18 protein-coding genes and 1 pseudogene are annotated in these 14,147 nt (G+C 59.5%); 9 read left to right on the top strand and 10 right to left on the bottom strand.

Annotated features, from left to right (window positions below; all coding sequences use genetic code 11):
• Nucleotides 1-55: 55 nt before the first annotated feature.
• Nucleotides 56-832 (bottom strand): SigB/SigF/SigG family RNA polymerase sigma factor, encoded by a 777-nt coding sequence (locus tag FFI94_RS15820; protein WP_138868693.1) that lies wholly within the window; start codon nt 830-832, stop codon nt 56-58.
• A gap of 178 nt (nt 833-1,010) precedes the next feature.
• Between FFI94_RS15820 and FFI94_RS33690 the strand changes: the two genes are divergently transcribed.
• Nucleotides 1,011-1,172 (top strand): hypothetical protein, encoded by a 162-nt coding sequence (locus tag FFI94_RS33690; protein ID WP_185993221.1) that lies wholly within the window; start codon nt 1,011-1,013, stop codon nt 1,170-1,172.
• A 99-nt stretch (nt 1,173-1,271) separates the two neighbouring features.
• Nucleotides 1,272-1,538: a MerR family transcriptional regulator gene (locus tag FFI94_RS15810; RefSeq protein WP_138873213.1), complete on the top strand. Its 267-nt coding sequence runs from the start codon at nt 1,272-1,274 to the stop codon at nt 1,536-1,538.
• Here the strand turns inward: FFI94_RS15810 and FFI94_RS15805 are convergent.
• The 5 genes and pseudogenes from FFI94_RS15805 to FFI94_RS15785 form a co-directional block, all read right to left on the bottom strand.
• Entirely contained in the window at nt 1,426-1,920 is a 495-nt protein-coding gene (locus FFI94_RS15805) for a hypothetical protein (protein ID WP_260684148.1), read from the bottom strand. The genes FFI94_RS15810 and FFI94_RS15805 overlap by 113 nt on opposite strands.
• A 588-nt stretch (nt 1,921-2,508) precedes the next feature.
• Entirely contained in the window at nt 2,509-2,736 is a 228-nt protein-coding gene (locus FFI94_RS15800) for a hypothetical protein (protein ID WP_138868692.1), read from the bottom strand.
• An 8-nt stretch (nt 2,737-2,744) separates the two neighbouring features.
• A pseudogene (locus tag FFI94_RS15795) lies at nt 2,745-2,939 on the bottom strand (recombinase family protein); the annotation flags it as partial.
• A 251-nt stretch (nt 2,940-3,190) separates the two neighbouring features.
• On the bottom strand, nt 3,191-3,943 hold the full coding sequence (locus tag FFI94_RS15790) for a pyrimidine reductase family protein (protein WP_138868691.1): 753 nt from the start codon (nt 3,941-3,943) through the stop codon (nt 3,191-3,193).
• Nucleotides 3,940-4,458, bottom strand: a complete 519-nt coding sequence (locus FFI94_RS15785) for a flavin reductase family protein (protein ID WP_138868690.1) — start codon at nt 4,456-4,458, stop codon at nt 3,940-3,942. The genes FFI94_RS15790 and FFI94_RS15785 overlap by 4 nt, the downstream gene beginning before the upstream one ends.
• 168 nt (nt 4,459-4,626) lie before the next feature.
• Here FFI94_RS15785 and FFI94_RS15780 point away from each other — a divergent pair, with 168 nt between their 5' ends.
• From FFI94_RS15780 to FFI94_RS33685, 5 genes are all read left to right on the top strand, one after another.
• On the top strand, nt 4,627-4,836 hold the full coding sequence (locus FFI94_RS15780) for a hypothetical protein (RefSeq protein ID WP_138868689.1): 210 nt from the start codon (nt 4,627-4,629) through the stop codon (nt 4,834-4,836).
• A 163-nt stretch (nt 4,837-4,999) separates the two neighbouring features.
• Nucleotides 5,000-5,353, top strand: coding sequence for a hypothetical protein (locus FFI94_RS15775; protein WP_138868688.1), 354 nt, complete (start codon nt 5,000-5,002; stop codon nt 5,351-5,353).
• A 125-nt stretch (nt 5,354-5,478) separates the two neighbouring features.
• Complete coding sequence (locus tag FFI94_RS15770; protein ID WP_260684147.1) at nt 5,479-7,626, top strand: catalase; 2,148 nt, start codon at nt 5,479-5,481, stop codon at nt 7,624-7,626.
• A gap of 378 nt (nt 7,627-8,004) precedes the next feature.
• On the top strand, nt 8,005-9,345 hold the full coding sequence (locus FFI94_RS15765; RefSeq protein ID WP_260684146.1) for an APC family permease: 1,341 nt from the start codon (nt 8,005-8,007) through the stop codon (nt 9,343-9,345).
• A gap of 107 nt (nt 9,346-9,452) precedes the next feature.
• Nucleotides 9,453-9,602 (top strand): hypothetical protein, encoded by a 150-nt coding sequence (locus FFI94_RS33685; protein WP_185993220.1) that lies wholly within the window; start codon nt 9,453-9,455, stop codon nt 9,600-9,602.
• Between the two features lie 339 nt (nt 9,603-9,941).
• On the opposite strand, the gene FFI94_RS15760 is transcribed toward FFI94_RS33685, so the two are convergent.
• The 3 genes from FFI94_RS15760 to FFI94_RS15745 all read right to left on the bottom strand — a co-directional run bounded on the left by FFI94_RS15760 (nt 9,942) and on the right by FFI94_RS15745 (nt 11,527).
• On the bottom strand, nt 9,942-10,418 hold the full coding sequence (locus FFI94_RS15760) for an SRPBCC family protein (RefSeq protein WP_138868686.1): 477 nt from the start codon (nt 10,416-10,418) through the stop codon (nt 9,942-9,944).
• Between the two features lie 217 nt (nt 10,419-10,635).
• Nucleotides 10,636-10,929, bottom strand: a complete 294-nt coding sequence (locus FFI94_RS15755) for a hypothetical protein (protein WP_260684145.1) — start codon at nt 10,927-10,929, stop codon at nt 10,636-10,638.
• A gap of 415 nt (nt 10,930-11,344) precedes the next feature.
• Entirely contained in the window at nt 11,345-11,527 is a 183-nt protein-coding gene (locus tag FFI94_RS15745; protein WP_138868684.1) for a hypothetical protein, read from the bottom strand.
• A gap of 255 nt (nt 11,528-11,782) precedes the next feature.
• Here FFI94_RS15745 and FFI94_RS15740 point away from each other — a divergent pair, with 255 nt between their 5' ends.
• Nucleotides 11,783-12,430, top strand: a complete 648-nt coding sequence (locus FFI94_RS15740) for a HemK2/MTQ2 family protein methyltransferase (protein ID WP_138868683.1) — start codon at nt 11,783-11,785, stop codon at nt 12,428-12,430.
• A 552-nt stretch (nt 12,431-12,982) separates the two neighbouring features.
• Complete coding sequence (locus FFI94_RS15730; protein WP_397495564.1) at nt 12,983-13,225, top strand: CDGSH iron-sulfur domain-containing protein; 243 nt, start codon at nt 12,983-12,985, stop codon at nt 13,223-13,225.
• Between the two features lie 5 nt (nt 13,226-13,230).
• Here the strand turns inward: FFI94_RS15730 and FFI94_RS15725 are convergent, their stop codons facing one another.
• On the bottom strand, nt 13,231-14,127 hold the full coding sequence (locus FFI94_RS15725) for an SDR family oxidoreductase (RefSeq protein WP_138868682.1): 897 nt from the start codon (nt 14,125-14,127) through the stop codon (nt 13,231-13,233).
• Between the last annotated feature and the right edge of the window lie 20 nt (nt 14,128-14,147).

Genomic DNA, 14,147 nt, shown 5'->3' with positions numbered 1-14,147 from the left:
TGTAGAACATTTTCGAGAATATCTATTCATCGGATGCGTCGACGTAGTCGCCCCGTTAGGCAGGACGGCCGTCGAGTTTGGTTCGCAAAGTGGTCAGGGACTGGGCGAGCAGACGAGATACGTGCATTTGGGAGAGTCCGAATTTCGCGGCGATTTCCGATTGGGTCAGTTCATCGAAAAATCGGTAATGGACGATGGCCCGTTCACGTTCGGGTAAGGCGAGGAGCGCTGGACGGAGGGTTTCGTGGTTGTCGATTGTTTCGAGTGCTGCGTCGTCGTCGCCGAGGGTGTCCCCAAGTGGAATACCGTCGGTTGAGGTCGCGGCGTCGAGGGGTGTCGAGTAGTAGGAGTCGCCAGCGGCGACGGTCTGGTCGATGTCGCGGCGTTCGACATGGAGGTAGTCGGCGAGTTCGGGCACGGTGGGCTCGTGTCCGAGAGTCTGTGTGAGTGAGGTTCGCGCTTTCTTCAGTGCAAGGTAGCTCTCCTGGAGTGAGCGGGGGACACGGATGTCCCAGCCGTGGTCGCGGAAGTGTCTGCGCACTTCGCCAGTCATGGTGGGTACGGCGAAAGAGAGAAAATCTTTCCCTTTCTCCAGGTCGAAACGGTCGACGGCGTTGATCAGTCCGACGCTGGCTACTTGGACGAGGTCCTCGTGGGGCTGGCCGCGTCCGCGGTAGCGGCGTGCGATGTGCTCGGCAACCGGCAGGCATGCCTCGATGATCTGCGTGCGCAACTGTTTGCGTTCGGGGTCGTCGTCGGGGAGCGCGGTGATCTGGGCGAACAAGTCGATGACGTGTACGTAGTCGTCACGCCCGGTCGTCGAGCGGGTCATAAACCTGCCTGGAGCGCCGTGTCTATCCTGCGGATACTCAACCCAGAGCGGCGACAGGCAGCGGCATGTGACCGCGTGCTGTACTGGATGTTCGCGTTAGCGACCTGTGTCTTGTCGTCCTGCGTCAGCACTGGCACATCACAGATGTTCCTTTTCGTTATCGGTGCGGGGTTAAGTGGTGGGTACGACTGGCGAGGGTGGAAGCGAGTCCGGCGAGGATCTGGGTGGGGCGTTGCTGCTCGCCTTGTTGCGCTCCCAAGATGATGATGGCTCCGGTCAGTGCCGGCAGGGCCCACTGCAGATAGTGGAGTTGCTGCTGAGCGGCGGCGACATCGTCTGAGGTCGAGGGGGCGGGTTCGGTTGTGTCCTCGACGGGCTGTGGTGTGTTGTGTCGGAATCTCAGTCGCGCGAACGGCCTGGGGTATACGGCATTTCGGTGATGTCGGAGTTGACCGGCGTCGGTCTGCAGACGTTGCGGCTCTACGAGCGGCGTGGACTGCTGATGCCTTCGCGTACCGACGGTGGAACCCGCCGATACAGTGAAGTGGATCTGTCGACGTTGGGTCGCATCACCGCATTGGTCGACGACGGGGTCAACCTCGTCGGAATCCGATCGATTCTCTCACTGGAAGCGGAGAATTCGATTCTGGCGGCGAGGATTGCTCAATTGAGCGACTCAGCTTCGTCGGCGCCTGAGCTGGTGTGATGACATCGGCTGGCGTGGTGGTACGCCCTAGATAGCCGAAGTCTGCGTCCGCGACAATTTTGTTTCCGCCGCTTTCGAGCTGTGTGAGGGCGGTATCGAACGCGTCGACGAGCCAGGAATCGGTAGCTTCGGCGAGCAATGCGTCTGGCACCGACTCGATATCAGTGTCAAAGATGCGCACCGTCCACGAACCGCTCGCGTCGGGTTCGTCCGAGAGGCCTCTGGCGGTGTTGGTGGCGAGGAGGTAACGGTTGTATTCGAGGTCGACGCGAATGGCGTAAACACCGGCAAGGTTGACGATGTTGGCGGGGCGTTGAGTGACGGCGGCCAAGGCGATGAGTGCGTCGTTATAGATCTGCGAGTACTTCTTTGTGAGGGGCATAGCTGTCCTACCTGTTCGTACCTGGCCTTTGCAGTGTTGCAATGGCTGGTGAAGACAGTCCGATGCCGCGGCTTGACGAAGAACCGACACTGATCCTATCCCAGATAGGGATCAATCGGATGTCGAGAAACACAACGGGCAGTACCACTTGCCGGCCTCGAACCGGCGAAGGTTGGGCGGGTGATCGTGAAAGTCGAAACGGCCACGGGGAAGCATCGAGGCTCGGTAAAGCAGTGGCCGGCCGTCAGTGATTCGGACTACGGCACCCTATTCACGGGACCTAGGTCAGAACGTCCGGCTTACTGCGTGGGTCGGTGAACCCCCAGTTCAGGGTCCCGTCAACGAGAAAACGTTTGCAGCCCTACCAACCGGGTAGCAGCTTTACAGGTTGCAATTGTCGGGATGGGTCCGCGCACCTCGAAACGTTGCAACTGAGATTCTCGTGTGGTTAAGCCGCAGCCCTTGGGAATCGCACTGGAGTGGAAACACTTTCAGATGACGCCGGTAGCCCCCGCTCCTGCGAGGCGCTACCGGCGATCACGATCCACAATCCCCACCCCACACGAACTCCGGGCGACCGACCGGCGATCACGATATCCGCAGCCTTGGCTGCTGTGAGTGACAGAGTGTCACCGTCGAATCAGCATCGAGAAGTAACATCCCCGCCGGTCTGCCCAGGATGGGGCTACGTCCGATCACGACAGCGCAAGATCCCGCACCCTCGACGTCGTAGGCATCGAGCAACCGATCGATCCCACCCGGCATCGCAGACGTGAACCCTGGCTTCCCGACCTTCTCTGATCGATTGACCTTCATCCGAACGCAAGTGCGCCGCAGAGGGAAAACATCAATTTGCCGCCTGAAATGGTGGTGTCGATCGCTTGGGTTAACAACTTGAATCCGACCCTGCGAGCGACGAGTTCCTCTACAGTCTGCAGAAGGTGGTGAAGTGAGCGACCTAGCCGGTCAAGTCGCCACACCACCAATGTGTCCCCTCGAGAAGATGTCGCGTAGCGCAAAGTTCACCCATGAGGCAGCACTGCTCCAAAACTCACGGACAAGCCGAATAATGAACCCTCAGTTTTGGATACGAGTTTGGAACATATCTTCTACACGGTCACCAAAGTCGTCCTGGGTACTTCAACTAGATCGTAAGTGGTAGCGCCTCGCGCCATGTCCGAGAACATCCTTGCCAGCCGCCCGCACACAAAAGGGAGTCGATCTATCGTGTCGGCGCACCTCAAAAGGCCGCCCGCGGAATCTCGAAGTGTCAACGAGCAGACTGATGGCGCTGGTAGCGCATGTACAAGTATTCGGCTTCGAGCAAGACGTGCCGGAGCTGCAACGCCTGGGGAACTGCGAGTGGCGGGGCAGCGATCGGTCCGGAGACTGGCTGGGGCCCCGCCAATGTCGGGGAGAGGGTAAAGCACATGTCGTCCACGAGATCGTGCGCCACAAGGGTAGAGAGAAGGGCTGGACCTCCTTCGCAGAGCACTCGCATCAACCCGCGATCGTGTAGGCCCGCGATCATCGCGACCGGATCAACGTAGTCGCCCCCGGCCACCATGATGTCGACACGGGACCGCACATCGGAACCGTATGTGGCGGCCACCTGTGCGCTGGTGACGACAATTGGGCGCGGCCCTTCCGCGGTGAACAGCGCCGATTTCCATGGAAGATCACCGCTGTGCGTCACAACCGCAACGGGCGGTAACGACACTTTCCCGCACGCGTCGCGGCGGTATCGCCGGAGTTCGGCATCGAGCGTTACAGGTCCGTACCGTTCCGCGCGTATCGTTCCGGCGCCGACGAGGAGCACATCACAATAGGCGCGCAGGGACTTCAGTAACTGATGATCAGCAGTGTTGGAGATTGGGCGTACTCGACCGTCGAATGCAGCGGCGCCGTCGAGGCTCGAGACCATGTTCACTCGAACACCTTCGGGGGCGTCGGCGTAGAAGTCGTGAAGTGTGCGGGCTTGGGTGTCTATGGAATATAACGATCGCCACCGAGGCACCGTCATGCGTCGTGTCCGGGTTCGAGTGCTCGAACGTCGGCGAACATTATGTACTCGTCGAGTTTTTCAGGTGCGTAACCGGTTTCGGGTTCGAGCAGGAAAGCAACATGGTCACCCATGTCCAGCTGTTCGAGGATGCGGCCGGCAAACCAGGCCTCGGCTTCGTCGAGAATTGGAAGCCCGAAAGGCCCGCGGCTCCACTCGCAGCGCGTGAACTTGTCGATATCGTCGCCCGTCGACTCCCCGAACAGCTCCGCGATCGTGTCGTTTTTGCGGGGGATGAGGTGAACGGCCAAGTGCTCGGAGGCGGCGGCGAGTCGATAGGTGCGGTTCTTGTTCGACAGACCGATGAGGAAACGCGGAGGCGAAATACTGATCTGCGAGGCGAAACCTACGAGGCACCCCGCCCGCTGGTCTCCCACATGAGTGGTCACGACGAACATCGGATAATTCAGTGCCCCCACGATTCGCTCGAAGGCATCGCTGTCCGGCGAATGAATGTTTTCATTCGAGTCCTGCATTGTTGCTCCCTTCACTGCGATAGTTACCTCCTCCTGCTAGCGGGGGCAGGTAACTGCGATGTCTTTAATGCACAGCAACCCGTTAGCGCTGTTGCCGATTATCTATATCAGATGGTATAGATTTTAGGTAGCGAGAGATGAACATGCCGATGGGCAAAAATCAGATCAATGCCGTCAGACGCAGAGCACGACGTCGGGAGAATTTCTCCTGGCACCCCAACACCTCGGGAGCTGGACAATGACGATGATCGGCAATACACCCGCCGAGTGCAGCACGACACGCGCTGGCAGCTCGACTGCGCGTCGCCGCACTCACTCTTCGATCGCCTTGATGTTCGACGAGTCATCGCCAAGATTGCGATGGGAGATGTCACCTGAATCGACAGGCTCGATACCGAGCGGACAGCAGCGCGGGCTCGTCACGCAGGGGGCTCACCGGAACTCGATGCGCTCAACGAAGCGCATGAGGACCTCGTTGAACTCCCAGGGCAGCCACACCTGAATCTCTATCCAGTTCCATGCCGGCGAGTGAGGATGACTAATGGGCAAGTGGGTTTCCCTGCCATGGGACGTATTGCGCTTGCAGTACACGGCAATCCGGTATCCACTCACACTTCTGGGCCGCGTGGTGGTACGCGCATTCGACACCGACGCACCATGTCGGCTCACGTACCAACAGATGCTCGAGTCGGTTGACGGTACGGCAGGGACCATTCTCGGTGACCGCACCCTGGCCGGCCGAGCACAGGCCGAGATGGGGCCCGGCAGGACGGAACTACTTTCGCCGACAACCTGCGCTCTTCAGCCCGTGGGCGTCGATTCGAAATCGCATGCACGAAACGAATCCTCAGGGGACGGACGATTACACGGGCATCGCCTGGCGGATTGGCGATAGGCCTGGCCGGCACAACTTACCTGTTCGGTGCCGTAATACCTTTCCGCTACATCGAAGTTCAGCACACACTTCCCACCATCTTCTGGCGTGAAGTCAACTTTCTGACAGGAAATCGAGGAGTCGTAGTGTCCAAGAAGAAGCCCGTAAAGAAGGCCCAGATCCCCGGGGTACCCGGTCCGGCGAGTCCGCCACTGGAGGAACCGGACAAGCCTCGCAATCCGTTGCCCCCGAAGGCCGACCAACGCTCCCCACAACTGCGCACTGCAACAGCGGCAGTCGTCGAGGGCCCTGAATCCGTGCGTGGACAGCAGGGTGAATATCTGACCTCCGCGCAAGGGGCCCGCCTCTACGACACCGATCACTCCCTCAAAGCCGGTGAGCGTGGCCCGACGCTGCTCCAAGACCATCACTTGCGGGAAAAGATCACCCATTTCGATCACGAACGGATCCCCGAACGCGTCGTTCACGCACGCGGTGCCGGTGCACACGGGGTGTTCCGTGCCTTTGGTGCCGCCGAGAAGGTCACCAAAGCAGGCTTCCTCCGCAGAGGAGTCGAAACCCCCGTATTCGTCCGCTTCTCCACGGTGCTCGGCTCACGCGGTTCAGCGGATGCAGTCCGAGATACTCGAGGCTTCGCTACCAAGTTCTACACAGCTGAAGGAACTTTCGACCTCGTCGGCAACAACATCCCGGTCTTCTTCATCCAAGACGGCATCAAATTCCCCGACATCATCCATGCCGCGAAGCCTCATCCCGACCGCGAGATCCCGCAAGCGCAGAGCGCACACGACACGTTCTGGGATTTTGTCTCGCTCCACACCGAAGCCACCGCGCACACCCTGTGGAACATGTCAGATCGCGGCATCCCCCGGTCGTATCGAATGATGGAAGGATTTGGTGTTCACACCTTCCGACTTCTCAACGACGAAGGTGAAACGTCGTTGGTGAAGTTCCACTGGAAGCCACGCCTGGGCGTGCACTCGGTGGTGTGGGAAGAAGCGCAACTGATCAACGGGTTCGATCCGGATTTCCATCGCCGGGATCTCGCTGACGCAATCGAAGCGGGCGCCTATCCGGAATGGGAACTGGGCATTCAGATCTTCCCCGACACACCAGAGCAGATGTTCGAAGGCATCGACCTTCTCGATCCCACCAAATTCGTCCCCGAGGAACTGGCTCCGGTCCAGCCGATCGGGGTGATGACTCTCAATGCGAACCCAACCAACTTCTTCGCCGAAACCGAACAGATCGCATTCCACCCCGGGCACTTGGTGCCCGGTATCGACGTCACCGACGATCCCCTCCTGCAGGCCCGACTGTTTTCCTACCTCGACACCCAGATCAGCAGATTGGGTGGCCCCAATTTTGGTCAGATCCCGATCAACCGTCCACACGCACCGGTCAACGACATGTTGCGTGACGGAATGCACCAGAGTGCAGTACATTCCGGTGCCGCCCCGTACAAACCGAACTCCCTCGACGGCGGCTGTCCGTTCGTCGCGGGGGCAGAGTCCGGGGCCTTCGTCGAAATTCCGATCGCGCTCGAGGCCGTCACGAAACTCCGCGCCGCGCCGGCCACTTTCGACGACCACTTCTCACAGGCGCAACTGTTCTACGCCAGCCTCAGCGACACCGAGAAAACCCATGTGGCACAGGCATATACCTTCGAACTGGGAAAGTGCTACGAACAGACGATCAAGGAACGCGCCCTGCACGTGATCGCGAACATCGATCCAGACCTATGCGCCACCGTCGCGGCCGGACTCGGTCTGTCGGCCCCGCAGCCGTCGATGCCACCTTCTGACGCACCTACACCTAGCCCTGCACTGTCCCAGATCGGCGCGCAGTGGCCAGTTGTAGGCCGGGTGATCGGCATCGTGGCCGATGAGAACTCCGATCTCGCCGCGATCACAACAGTAACTTCAGCTCTCGCCGCTGACGCAATAGTGCCACTGGTGATCGGTCCCCACGGCGGTGAATTGGTCTCGGACTCAGTCGTTGTCCCCATTTCACGCACATTCGACACTGCACGATCGATCGAATTCGATGCTCTCCTTCTCGCGGGGGCGCCGGCGGACCCGCGACTGGAGATTCTCCTGACGGAAATGTTCAGGCACGGCAAAGCCATCGGCGCATGGAGCGACGCAACGGCACTTCTCGAAGCCGCAGAGCTCACTGCTGCGGACGGCGTGGTCACCGGCGAGGACAGCGCATCGGTGCTCGAGCAGGTGATCACATTGCTCAAGTCGCATCGAGTATGGAGTCGACTCTGAGCAACGGCCGGTGAGTGGGCAGTTCCGATCGGCAGAGGACGGGACTGCCCACTCATTCCCAAGCCTGTTCTGTCGACACTTGATGCCTTACACCGTTGATCGCCGAGGCCTAGCCACACAAGCGACGCACTGTTGAACGCCGCGGCGCGTGGCATTGCTCTCGGTGAGGACTCCCTTACACGTGTGGTTCATCGACAAACTGGAAAAACCGAAACAAACGTGCCGTCTCGTGTCATCGAACAAACATCGAAACGTCAAGAATCCAGCTCGTGTCGAAACCATGATCGATGGGTCAGTGACCGATCCTGGGATGGCGGCACGTCCACAGTGAAGACAGGAAGACCCTTGCAGAAACGACACGCCTCACAGTCGAAGGACGTGGACGAGACCGAACAGCCCGACAAGAGCGGCCAGCGAAACGTTCTCGCCCGGGCCATAACCGGGCCACTTCTATTCGTCTTCATACTCGGCGACGTTCTCGGCGCCGGAATCTACGCATTGGTCGGCGTCATCGCAGGCGAGGTCGGGGGAGCGGTGTGGGTACCACTCCTGGTAGCCCTGGTGATGGCGTTGCTGACGGCGACGTCGTATGCCGAACTGGTGACGAAATATCCACGCGCAGGCGGTGCCGCGGTGTTCGCGCAACGAGCATTTCGGAAACCGCTCGTCTCGTTTCTCGTCGGCTTCTCGATGCTGGCGGCGGGCGTTACGAGCGCAGCCGGGCTTGCACTTGCCTTCTCCGGGGACTATCTCAAAGCCTTCGTCGACGTGCCCACTGTCCCGGCCGCACTCGTGTTCCTGTTACTGGTGGGCCTTCTCAACGCGCGAGGCATCAAGGAGTCGATGCGCGCAAATGTTGTCATGACAGTCGTCGAGGTCACCGGTCTGGTGCTGGTCGTCGTCCTCGCGTGCGTAGTGTTGGGGCACGGCGACGGAAACTTGAGTCGCCTACTCGAGTTCGACGACAGCCGCTCTCCGGCACTAGGGGTGCTGGCTGCTGCGCTGCTTGCGTACTACTCGTTTGTCGGTTTCGAGACCTCCGCGAACGTTGCCGAAGAGGTGAAGAACGTGAACAAGGTCTACCCGCGCGCGCTGTTCGGAGCTTTGGTGACGGCGGGCGTCGTCTACGTGCTCATAGGACTCTCCGTTTCGGTAGTGCTGCCCGCCGATGAACTCGCCGAATCTTCCGGTCCGTTGCTGGCGGTAGTGTCAGCGGCTGATGTCGGCTTTCCACCTCGACTGTTCAGCCTGATAGCGCTCGTCGCCGTTGCCAACGGTGCGCTGCTGACGATGATTATGGCCAGTCGGCTTACCTACGGAATGGCATCCGAAGGGCTGCTTCCACGATCGTTCGCGAAAGTGCTTCCGCAGCGCCGCACTCCATGGTTGGCAATTGTCGCCACCACGGCCGTCGCCATGGGTTTGTGTCTGACCGGTTCGCTGTCTGCCTTGGCTGAGACGGTGGTGTTGCTATTGCTCGTCGTCTTCATCAGCACAAATATCGCCGTACTCGTTTTGCGTCGTGATGTGGTGAAGCACAGCCACTTCCGAACGCCGACCATCTTCCCGATCCTTGCTCTTCTCACCTGCATCGCATTGCTCACGCAACAGAGCGCGGCGACTTGGGTACGCGCGGCAGCACTACTGGCGGTCGGGATACTTCTCTACGCCCTCTCACACCGCGCCACGAAAAATGACACAACGAGCTCCAACGCGTGACCACAGGACGACTTCCGCTACCGTCGCGCTTGCGACGAAGCAGCTAGATTGGTGTAGCGGGTCCTGTCAACTACAGGTACGACGACAATTTCGACCGAGGAGATCACATGGCGAAGACGGATCGCAGCGAAAAATCCCCCAAGGCTGGACATCCCGGCCCCACAGACAAGGGCGAGGGCGGTGGTATGGCCACTCGTGAGCAGGCGGCGGAGTCGGCTCCGAATTCAACTGATGAAAAGACAAAGCGTCAGAAATAGCGCTGTTGATCGGTCGCTTCGCTCTTGAGCCGGTGCCCAACGAACCGCCGACTGCATGCCGCCGCTAGGGCACTGCAAGGGATACTAAGTGGGAGCACAGGGCTTCGATCCCACGTGGAGTCGAAAACGACAAAACGCCGTCAGTTCCCACGGACGGGCTGCGGAGCGGGCATATCGAGGAATGACGCGGACACTCGTCATTTGACGGATCAGTTTCGAACCGTGCGAGTCCGGACATGTGTACACCGGTTCGCCTACCCGTCGGAAACGCTGACGAGGGAACAGCTATCTCCATGCTGTGAAAGCGATTGTCGGCCGGTATGCGGCACGATGACGTGATCAGTGCGGATATCCTCGGCGTACGGTGCGCGCGAGGATGCCGAGGGTCGATTTCAACGATCCCTCGGCGATGACCGGAAAGATCCCGGCCTCACGCCATGCCGGGGCGATCTCAGACCAGTCGTAATACGAGGTCACGAGGGATCCGCCGTCAGTGGGTTCTATCCGATAACCGTAGACGTGCCCAATCGGCGGTCGAACTGTTCCCAAAATGGTCCAGGCGATTTCGCGTTCAGGCACCAACGTCTTGATTGTCACTGTCACGTCGTATTCGCCCATCGGCAGGTCACCGAGAGCCTCACGATCCATGTGGACGACAAAACTGTCACCCGCAGCTGTTACGACGTCTCCGTCTGCATCCATCAACATTCCGGAGCCATCGATGGCGACGTGTCCCTGGGGGTCGCAGAGCACCGCGAAAATCGATGCTGGGTCGGCGCGGATGGCGCGTTGAACTTCGATTCGATCAGCAGTCATGCATGGGATGCTTTCAGATATCCGGCGATGCCGCACCTGCGCACAGGTCGTCGTGACGGTCGGCGTCTGCTCACACACTGACCTCGTCCAATGCCGTATTGCTCTATGTCGCAACGCTGTGCCGGTGCGCGGCGTCGATGCCGGCCACAGCGCGAGGGGTGTTGGGTTTCGACGGGAGGTCGGATCTCACCACTTCGGCTGGCGCGGTGTTGAAATATCAATGACCCTCTTGGTCTGTGAGATCGAGGCCTTCGCGTCGTTTGACGCGTCGACGTTCGAGGAGTACAGCAGATACCCCGCATGCCAGTGACACCGCGCAGATTATCCCGGCGATCAGCGCCCAACCCTTGAATCCGTAACCTGCAGCCACCAAAGCTAATCCGAGCGTGGCGAGTGCAAGTCCGATGAGTATGTAACCGGGATAATTGCGTCCGTCCGCGATTCCTTCTCCTACATGAGATCGAGTGGTGTGCGCGTCGTCGATCGGTAAGCTGTTGTCTTCCTCAGGCACTGAACTCTCCGTTCTCAGAAATGTTGGTCAAGCGGCCCCGAATATCACCCCGAAGTGTCAATGGTGCCGCAACAGATCGATCAACTATTCCTTGTGTAGATTTGAATAATTATGTAAGTCAAGTTCTTTCGCGCGGTTGGACCGTTTACGGTCCAGTCTTCGTCGGGTGACGCTTGGCCACCCGACTTTTCGACGCTGCAACGCCCACGATTGGCGGCGGCATTCGATATCTGGACGGCCTTGCTCTTTGGGGTCGCCCTTCTCCCCGAAGTTTCTCGTAAGAGACTTGATCTTGTCTGAGAGGCTGTGAACTCCTCTGTGCGATAACGGATCACATCTTGGCGGTTGTGTATTTCGATCCGGTGCAAGGAAAACGAAAGGTCGCCCGTTGCTGCAGGTTGGAGGGTGTTGAACTCTACTCGTCGTTCAGTTCGGTTGCCGGGCCCTGTTTGGTGGCGCCACCCTCATCGGACCACGTTTGATCGCCGGATGGGTCGGACTGCACGTCACCGTCTGCATTCTCGGACCCTGAATCGGGCGTCACGGTCTCGACGTCATCGGGTGAACCGTCTCGCGGAACTGCTTGCTCGTCGATCATCGTGCCTCCTGGGGTCGTCTCGACAGGCTTGTCGAGAGGGTGACTTTTCGGGTCGCACCAAAACGCTAATCTATATCCGTGGAAACAGATAATATCACGTACGGGTGCAATACTTGCTGTACTTCTTGATCTCGTCGTCGCAGGTCGCACCGCTCGTCTCAAATGCACCGCACGTGTGAAAGGGCCGCCGATGTCTACCAGTCACTGATTGAACAGCCGTTGACCGCAGAACACTCAACCTTCTAGGAGCAACCGATGCTAGTGCGACTGCCCGGCGTTTACCCGCCGCAAGAGGACACCTGGCTGCTGGCCGGCGCATTGGCGCGTGAGAACCTCGGACCCCACTCGCATGTGCTCGACATCTGCACCGGGACGGGCGCATTGAGTATGTGCGCGGCCGCTGCGGGTGCCGGCAATGTCACTGCTGTCGACATCTCTCGTCGGGCATTGGCCACCACCTGGATCAACGCACGTCTGGGACGGCATTCGGTTCGCATGATGCGTGGAAATCTGACCGAACCCGTCGGAGGCCAGTTTTTCGACGTGATCGTCTCGAACCCACCATATGTACCTGCGCTCGATGACGTCTTGCCTACTCGTGGCGTCGAACGGGCATGGGATGCGGGTGTGGATGGTCGAATGCTCCTGGATCGAATCTGTGCGCAAGCACCTTCAATGCTCGCACAGTCTGGGGTCCTGTTGATCGCGCAGTCCGTGCTCAGCGGAGTTGAGAAGACCCAGACCATGTTGGAAGAACGGGGACTGGGCGTTGAGATCGCTGATCGGGCCGAAATACCATTCGGGCGTATACTTTCGGCGCGCGCAGCACTTTTCGAGGCCCGTGGACTGATCGACAGTGGACAACGCACCGAAGAGATCGTCGTGATCCGCGCGGTCAGATAACTTTTTCTTTGGAGTTACCGAACTGCGCAGTGGGCGTCTCGCCTCGATACCAGCTTCCGGCGCCCCGAGAAGACAGTGACGAAGCCCGAAAAGCGAAAGCACGTTGAGGCCCGCGAGGGTAACTGCAGGAACGACATCGAGGTAGTGCACGTACCGGTCGGACGATCCGTGTTCGCGCATGGTGTGGGCAAGACGTGGAGTGCGTCCGTGTTGGGAAGCGGCTATCTTGCAAACCGCCGCCTAGCAGGGAGCCTCCAACACAGCGCATCCGGCGAGCAGATCAACATGCCATTCCCAGGCGTACGACACTCCGTTGAGGTCCTTGTCGATACAGTTCGTATCGCATCGACAGCGACTGTTGGGCGTTGTCGTCGAACACAATCGACCTATCATCATGTTCGCTTGCTAAACCCCGGGCTGCAGTGGTGAAGGTCTTCGGGTTACCGTCAGAGCCGGACAAGACCGATGTCAACAGCGCGCTCACTGGTCCGCGCGGCGTCGGAATCGGAGTGCGGGTGCATGTTGCAGTTGTTTTGTCGGCAATCGATCAATCTGTATGGAGGACATGTGAACTCTGATTCCGATATTGAGGGTGACCGTGCTGTCACGATTACGGTATGCCCCGACGGGCCGCTTCTCGTTCGGGGTCCGGCAGCTCTGCTCGACGCTGACGGACGTGCGCTCCGACGTGAACGTGCAACGGTAGCGCTGTGCCGATGCGGTGGCACGGGAATTCCACCCTTCTGCGACGGTACCCATAAGAAGCGGAAAGCTCGACGACTCAAAGCGAAATGAACACTTCAGGTGATTGGTCTTCCGCCGGTCACGCCCACTATTTCTCCGGTGGTGTAGCTTGATTCGCCCGATGCGAGGAACACGTATGTGGGCGCAAGTTCGGCCGGTTGCCCTGCTCTACCGAGCGGCACATTCTCTCCGAAGGTCGCGAACTTTTCCTTCGGCATTGTTGCCGGAATCAATGGGGTCCAGATCGGGCCGGGGGCAACGGAATTCACTCTGATTCCCTTCTGTGCCACTTCCGAAGCCAGCCCTTTCGTGAAGTCGATGATTCCAGCTTTGGTGGTTGCGTAGTCGAGCAGTTCAGGCGAGGGGTCGGCGCCCTGGATAGATGACGTGTTCACGATCGTCGATCCGGGCTCCATCACTGCGACGGCGCTCTTGCAGAGCCAGAAAAGCGCGTAGAGGTTGGTCTTCATCACGCGATCGAACTGCTCGGTGGTGATATCGGCGATACCGCCCATCTGGACCATCTGGAACGCTGCATTGTTCACGAGAATGTCCAGACCGCCGAGTTCCTGCACCGCTGTCCGTATCAGAGCGGAACAATGCTCCTCGGAACGTAGATCGCCGGGCATTGTGATCGCCTTACGGCCGGCCTCCTCGATCCAGCGGACCGTTTCCCGTGCGTCGGATTCTTCCGCCTCGAGGTAGCTCAAAACTATGTCCGCGCCTTCGCGAGCGAAGGCGATCGCTACTGCGCGTCCGATGCCCGAATCCGCTCCGGTGATGATCGCACGCCTTCCTTGGAGTCGTCCGCTACCCCGGTAGGTATGTTCCCCGTGGTCTGGGATGGAGCTCATTTCGTTCGTGAGGCCAGGGTGTGGGATCTCCTGCTGATGTTCCCGCGAGGGCGCGGGATACCGCGTGGTGGGGTCCTGCATCGCGTATTGGTCGGGCATCTTCGTCCTCCACTTTGTGA

The organism is Rhodococcus sp. KBS0724 (genome assembly GCF_005938745.2).
GTDB lineage: Bacteria > Actinomycetota > Actinomycetes > Mycobacteriales > Mycobacteriaceae > Rhodococcus_F.
This window is presented reverse-complemented; position numbering and strand designations above follow the sequence as displayed.

Coding starts and splice junctions, on each gene's coding strand:
- FFI94_RS15820 (WP_138868693.1), bottom strand. CDS start 832: ATGACCCGCTCGACGACCGGGCGTGACGACTACGTACACGTCATCGAC.
- FFI94_RS15810 (WP_138873213.1), top strand. CDS start 1,272: ATGTCGGAGTTGACCGGCGTCGGTCTGCAGACGTTGCGGCTCTACGAG.
- FFI94_RS15805 (WP_260684148.1), bottom strand. CDS start 1,920: ATGCCCCTCACAAAGAAGTACTCGCAGATCTATAACGACGCACTCATC.
- FFI94_RS15800 (WP_138868692.1), bottom strand. CDS start 2,736: ATGAAGGTCAATCGATCAGAGAAGGTCGGGAAGCCAGGGTTCACGTCT.
- FFI94_RS15790 (WP_138868691.1), bottom strand. CDS start 3,943: ATGACGGTGCCTCGGTGGCGATCGTTATATTCCATAGACACCCAAGCC.
- FFI94_RS15785 (WP_138868690.1), bottom strand. CDS start 4,458: ATGCAGGACTCGAATGAAAACATTCATTCGCCGGACAGCGATGCCTTC.
- FFI94_RS15780 (WP_138868689.1), top strand. CDS start 4,627: ATGCCGTCAGACGCAGAGCACGACGTCGGGAGAATTTCTCCTGGCACC.
- FFI94_RS15775 (WP_138868688.1), top strand. CDS start 5,000: ATGGGCAAGTGGGTTTCCCTGCCATGGGACGTATTGCGCTTGCAGTAC.
- FFI94_RS33685 (WP_185993220.1), top strand. CDS start 9,453: ATGGCGAAGACGGATCGCAGCGAAAAATCCCCCAAGGCTGGACATCCC.
- FFI94_RS15760 (WP_138868686.1), bottom strand. CDS start 10,418: ATGACTGCTGATCGAATCGAAGTTCAACGCGCCATCCGCGCCGACCCA.
- FFI94_RS15745 (WP_138868684.1), bottom strand. CDS start 11,527: ATGATCGACGAGCAAGCAGTTCCGCGAGACGGTTCACCCGATGACGTC.
- FFI94_RS15740 (WP_138868683.1), top strand. CDS start 11,783: ATGCTAGTGCGACTGCCCGGCGTTTACCCGCCGCAAGAGGACACCTGG.
- FFI94_RS15725 (WP_138868682.1), bottom strand. CDS start 14,127: ATGCCCGACCAATACGCGATGCAGGACCCCACCACGCGGTATCCCGCG.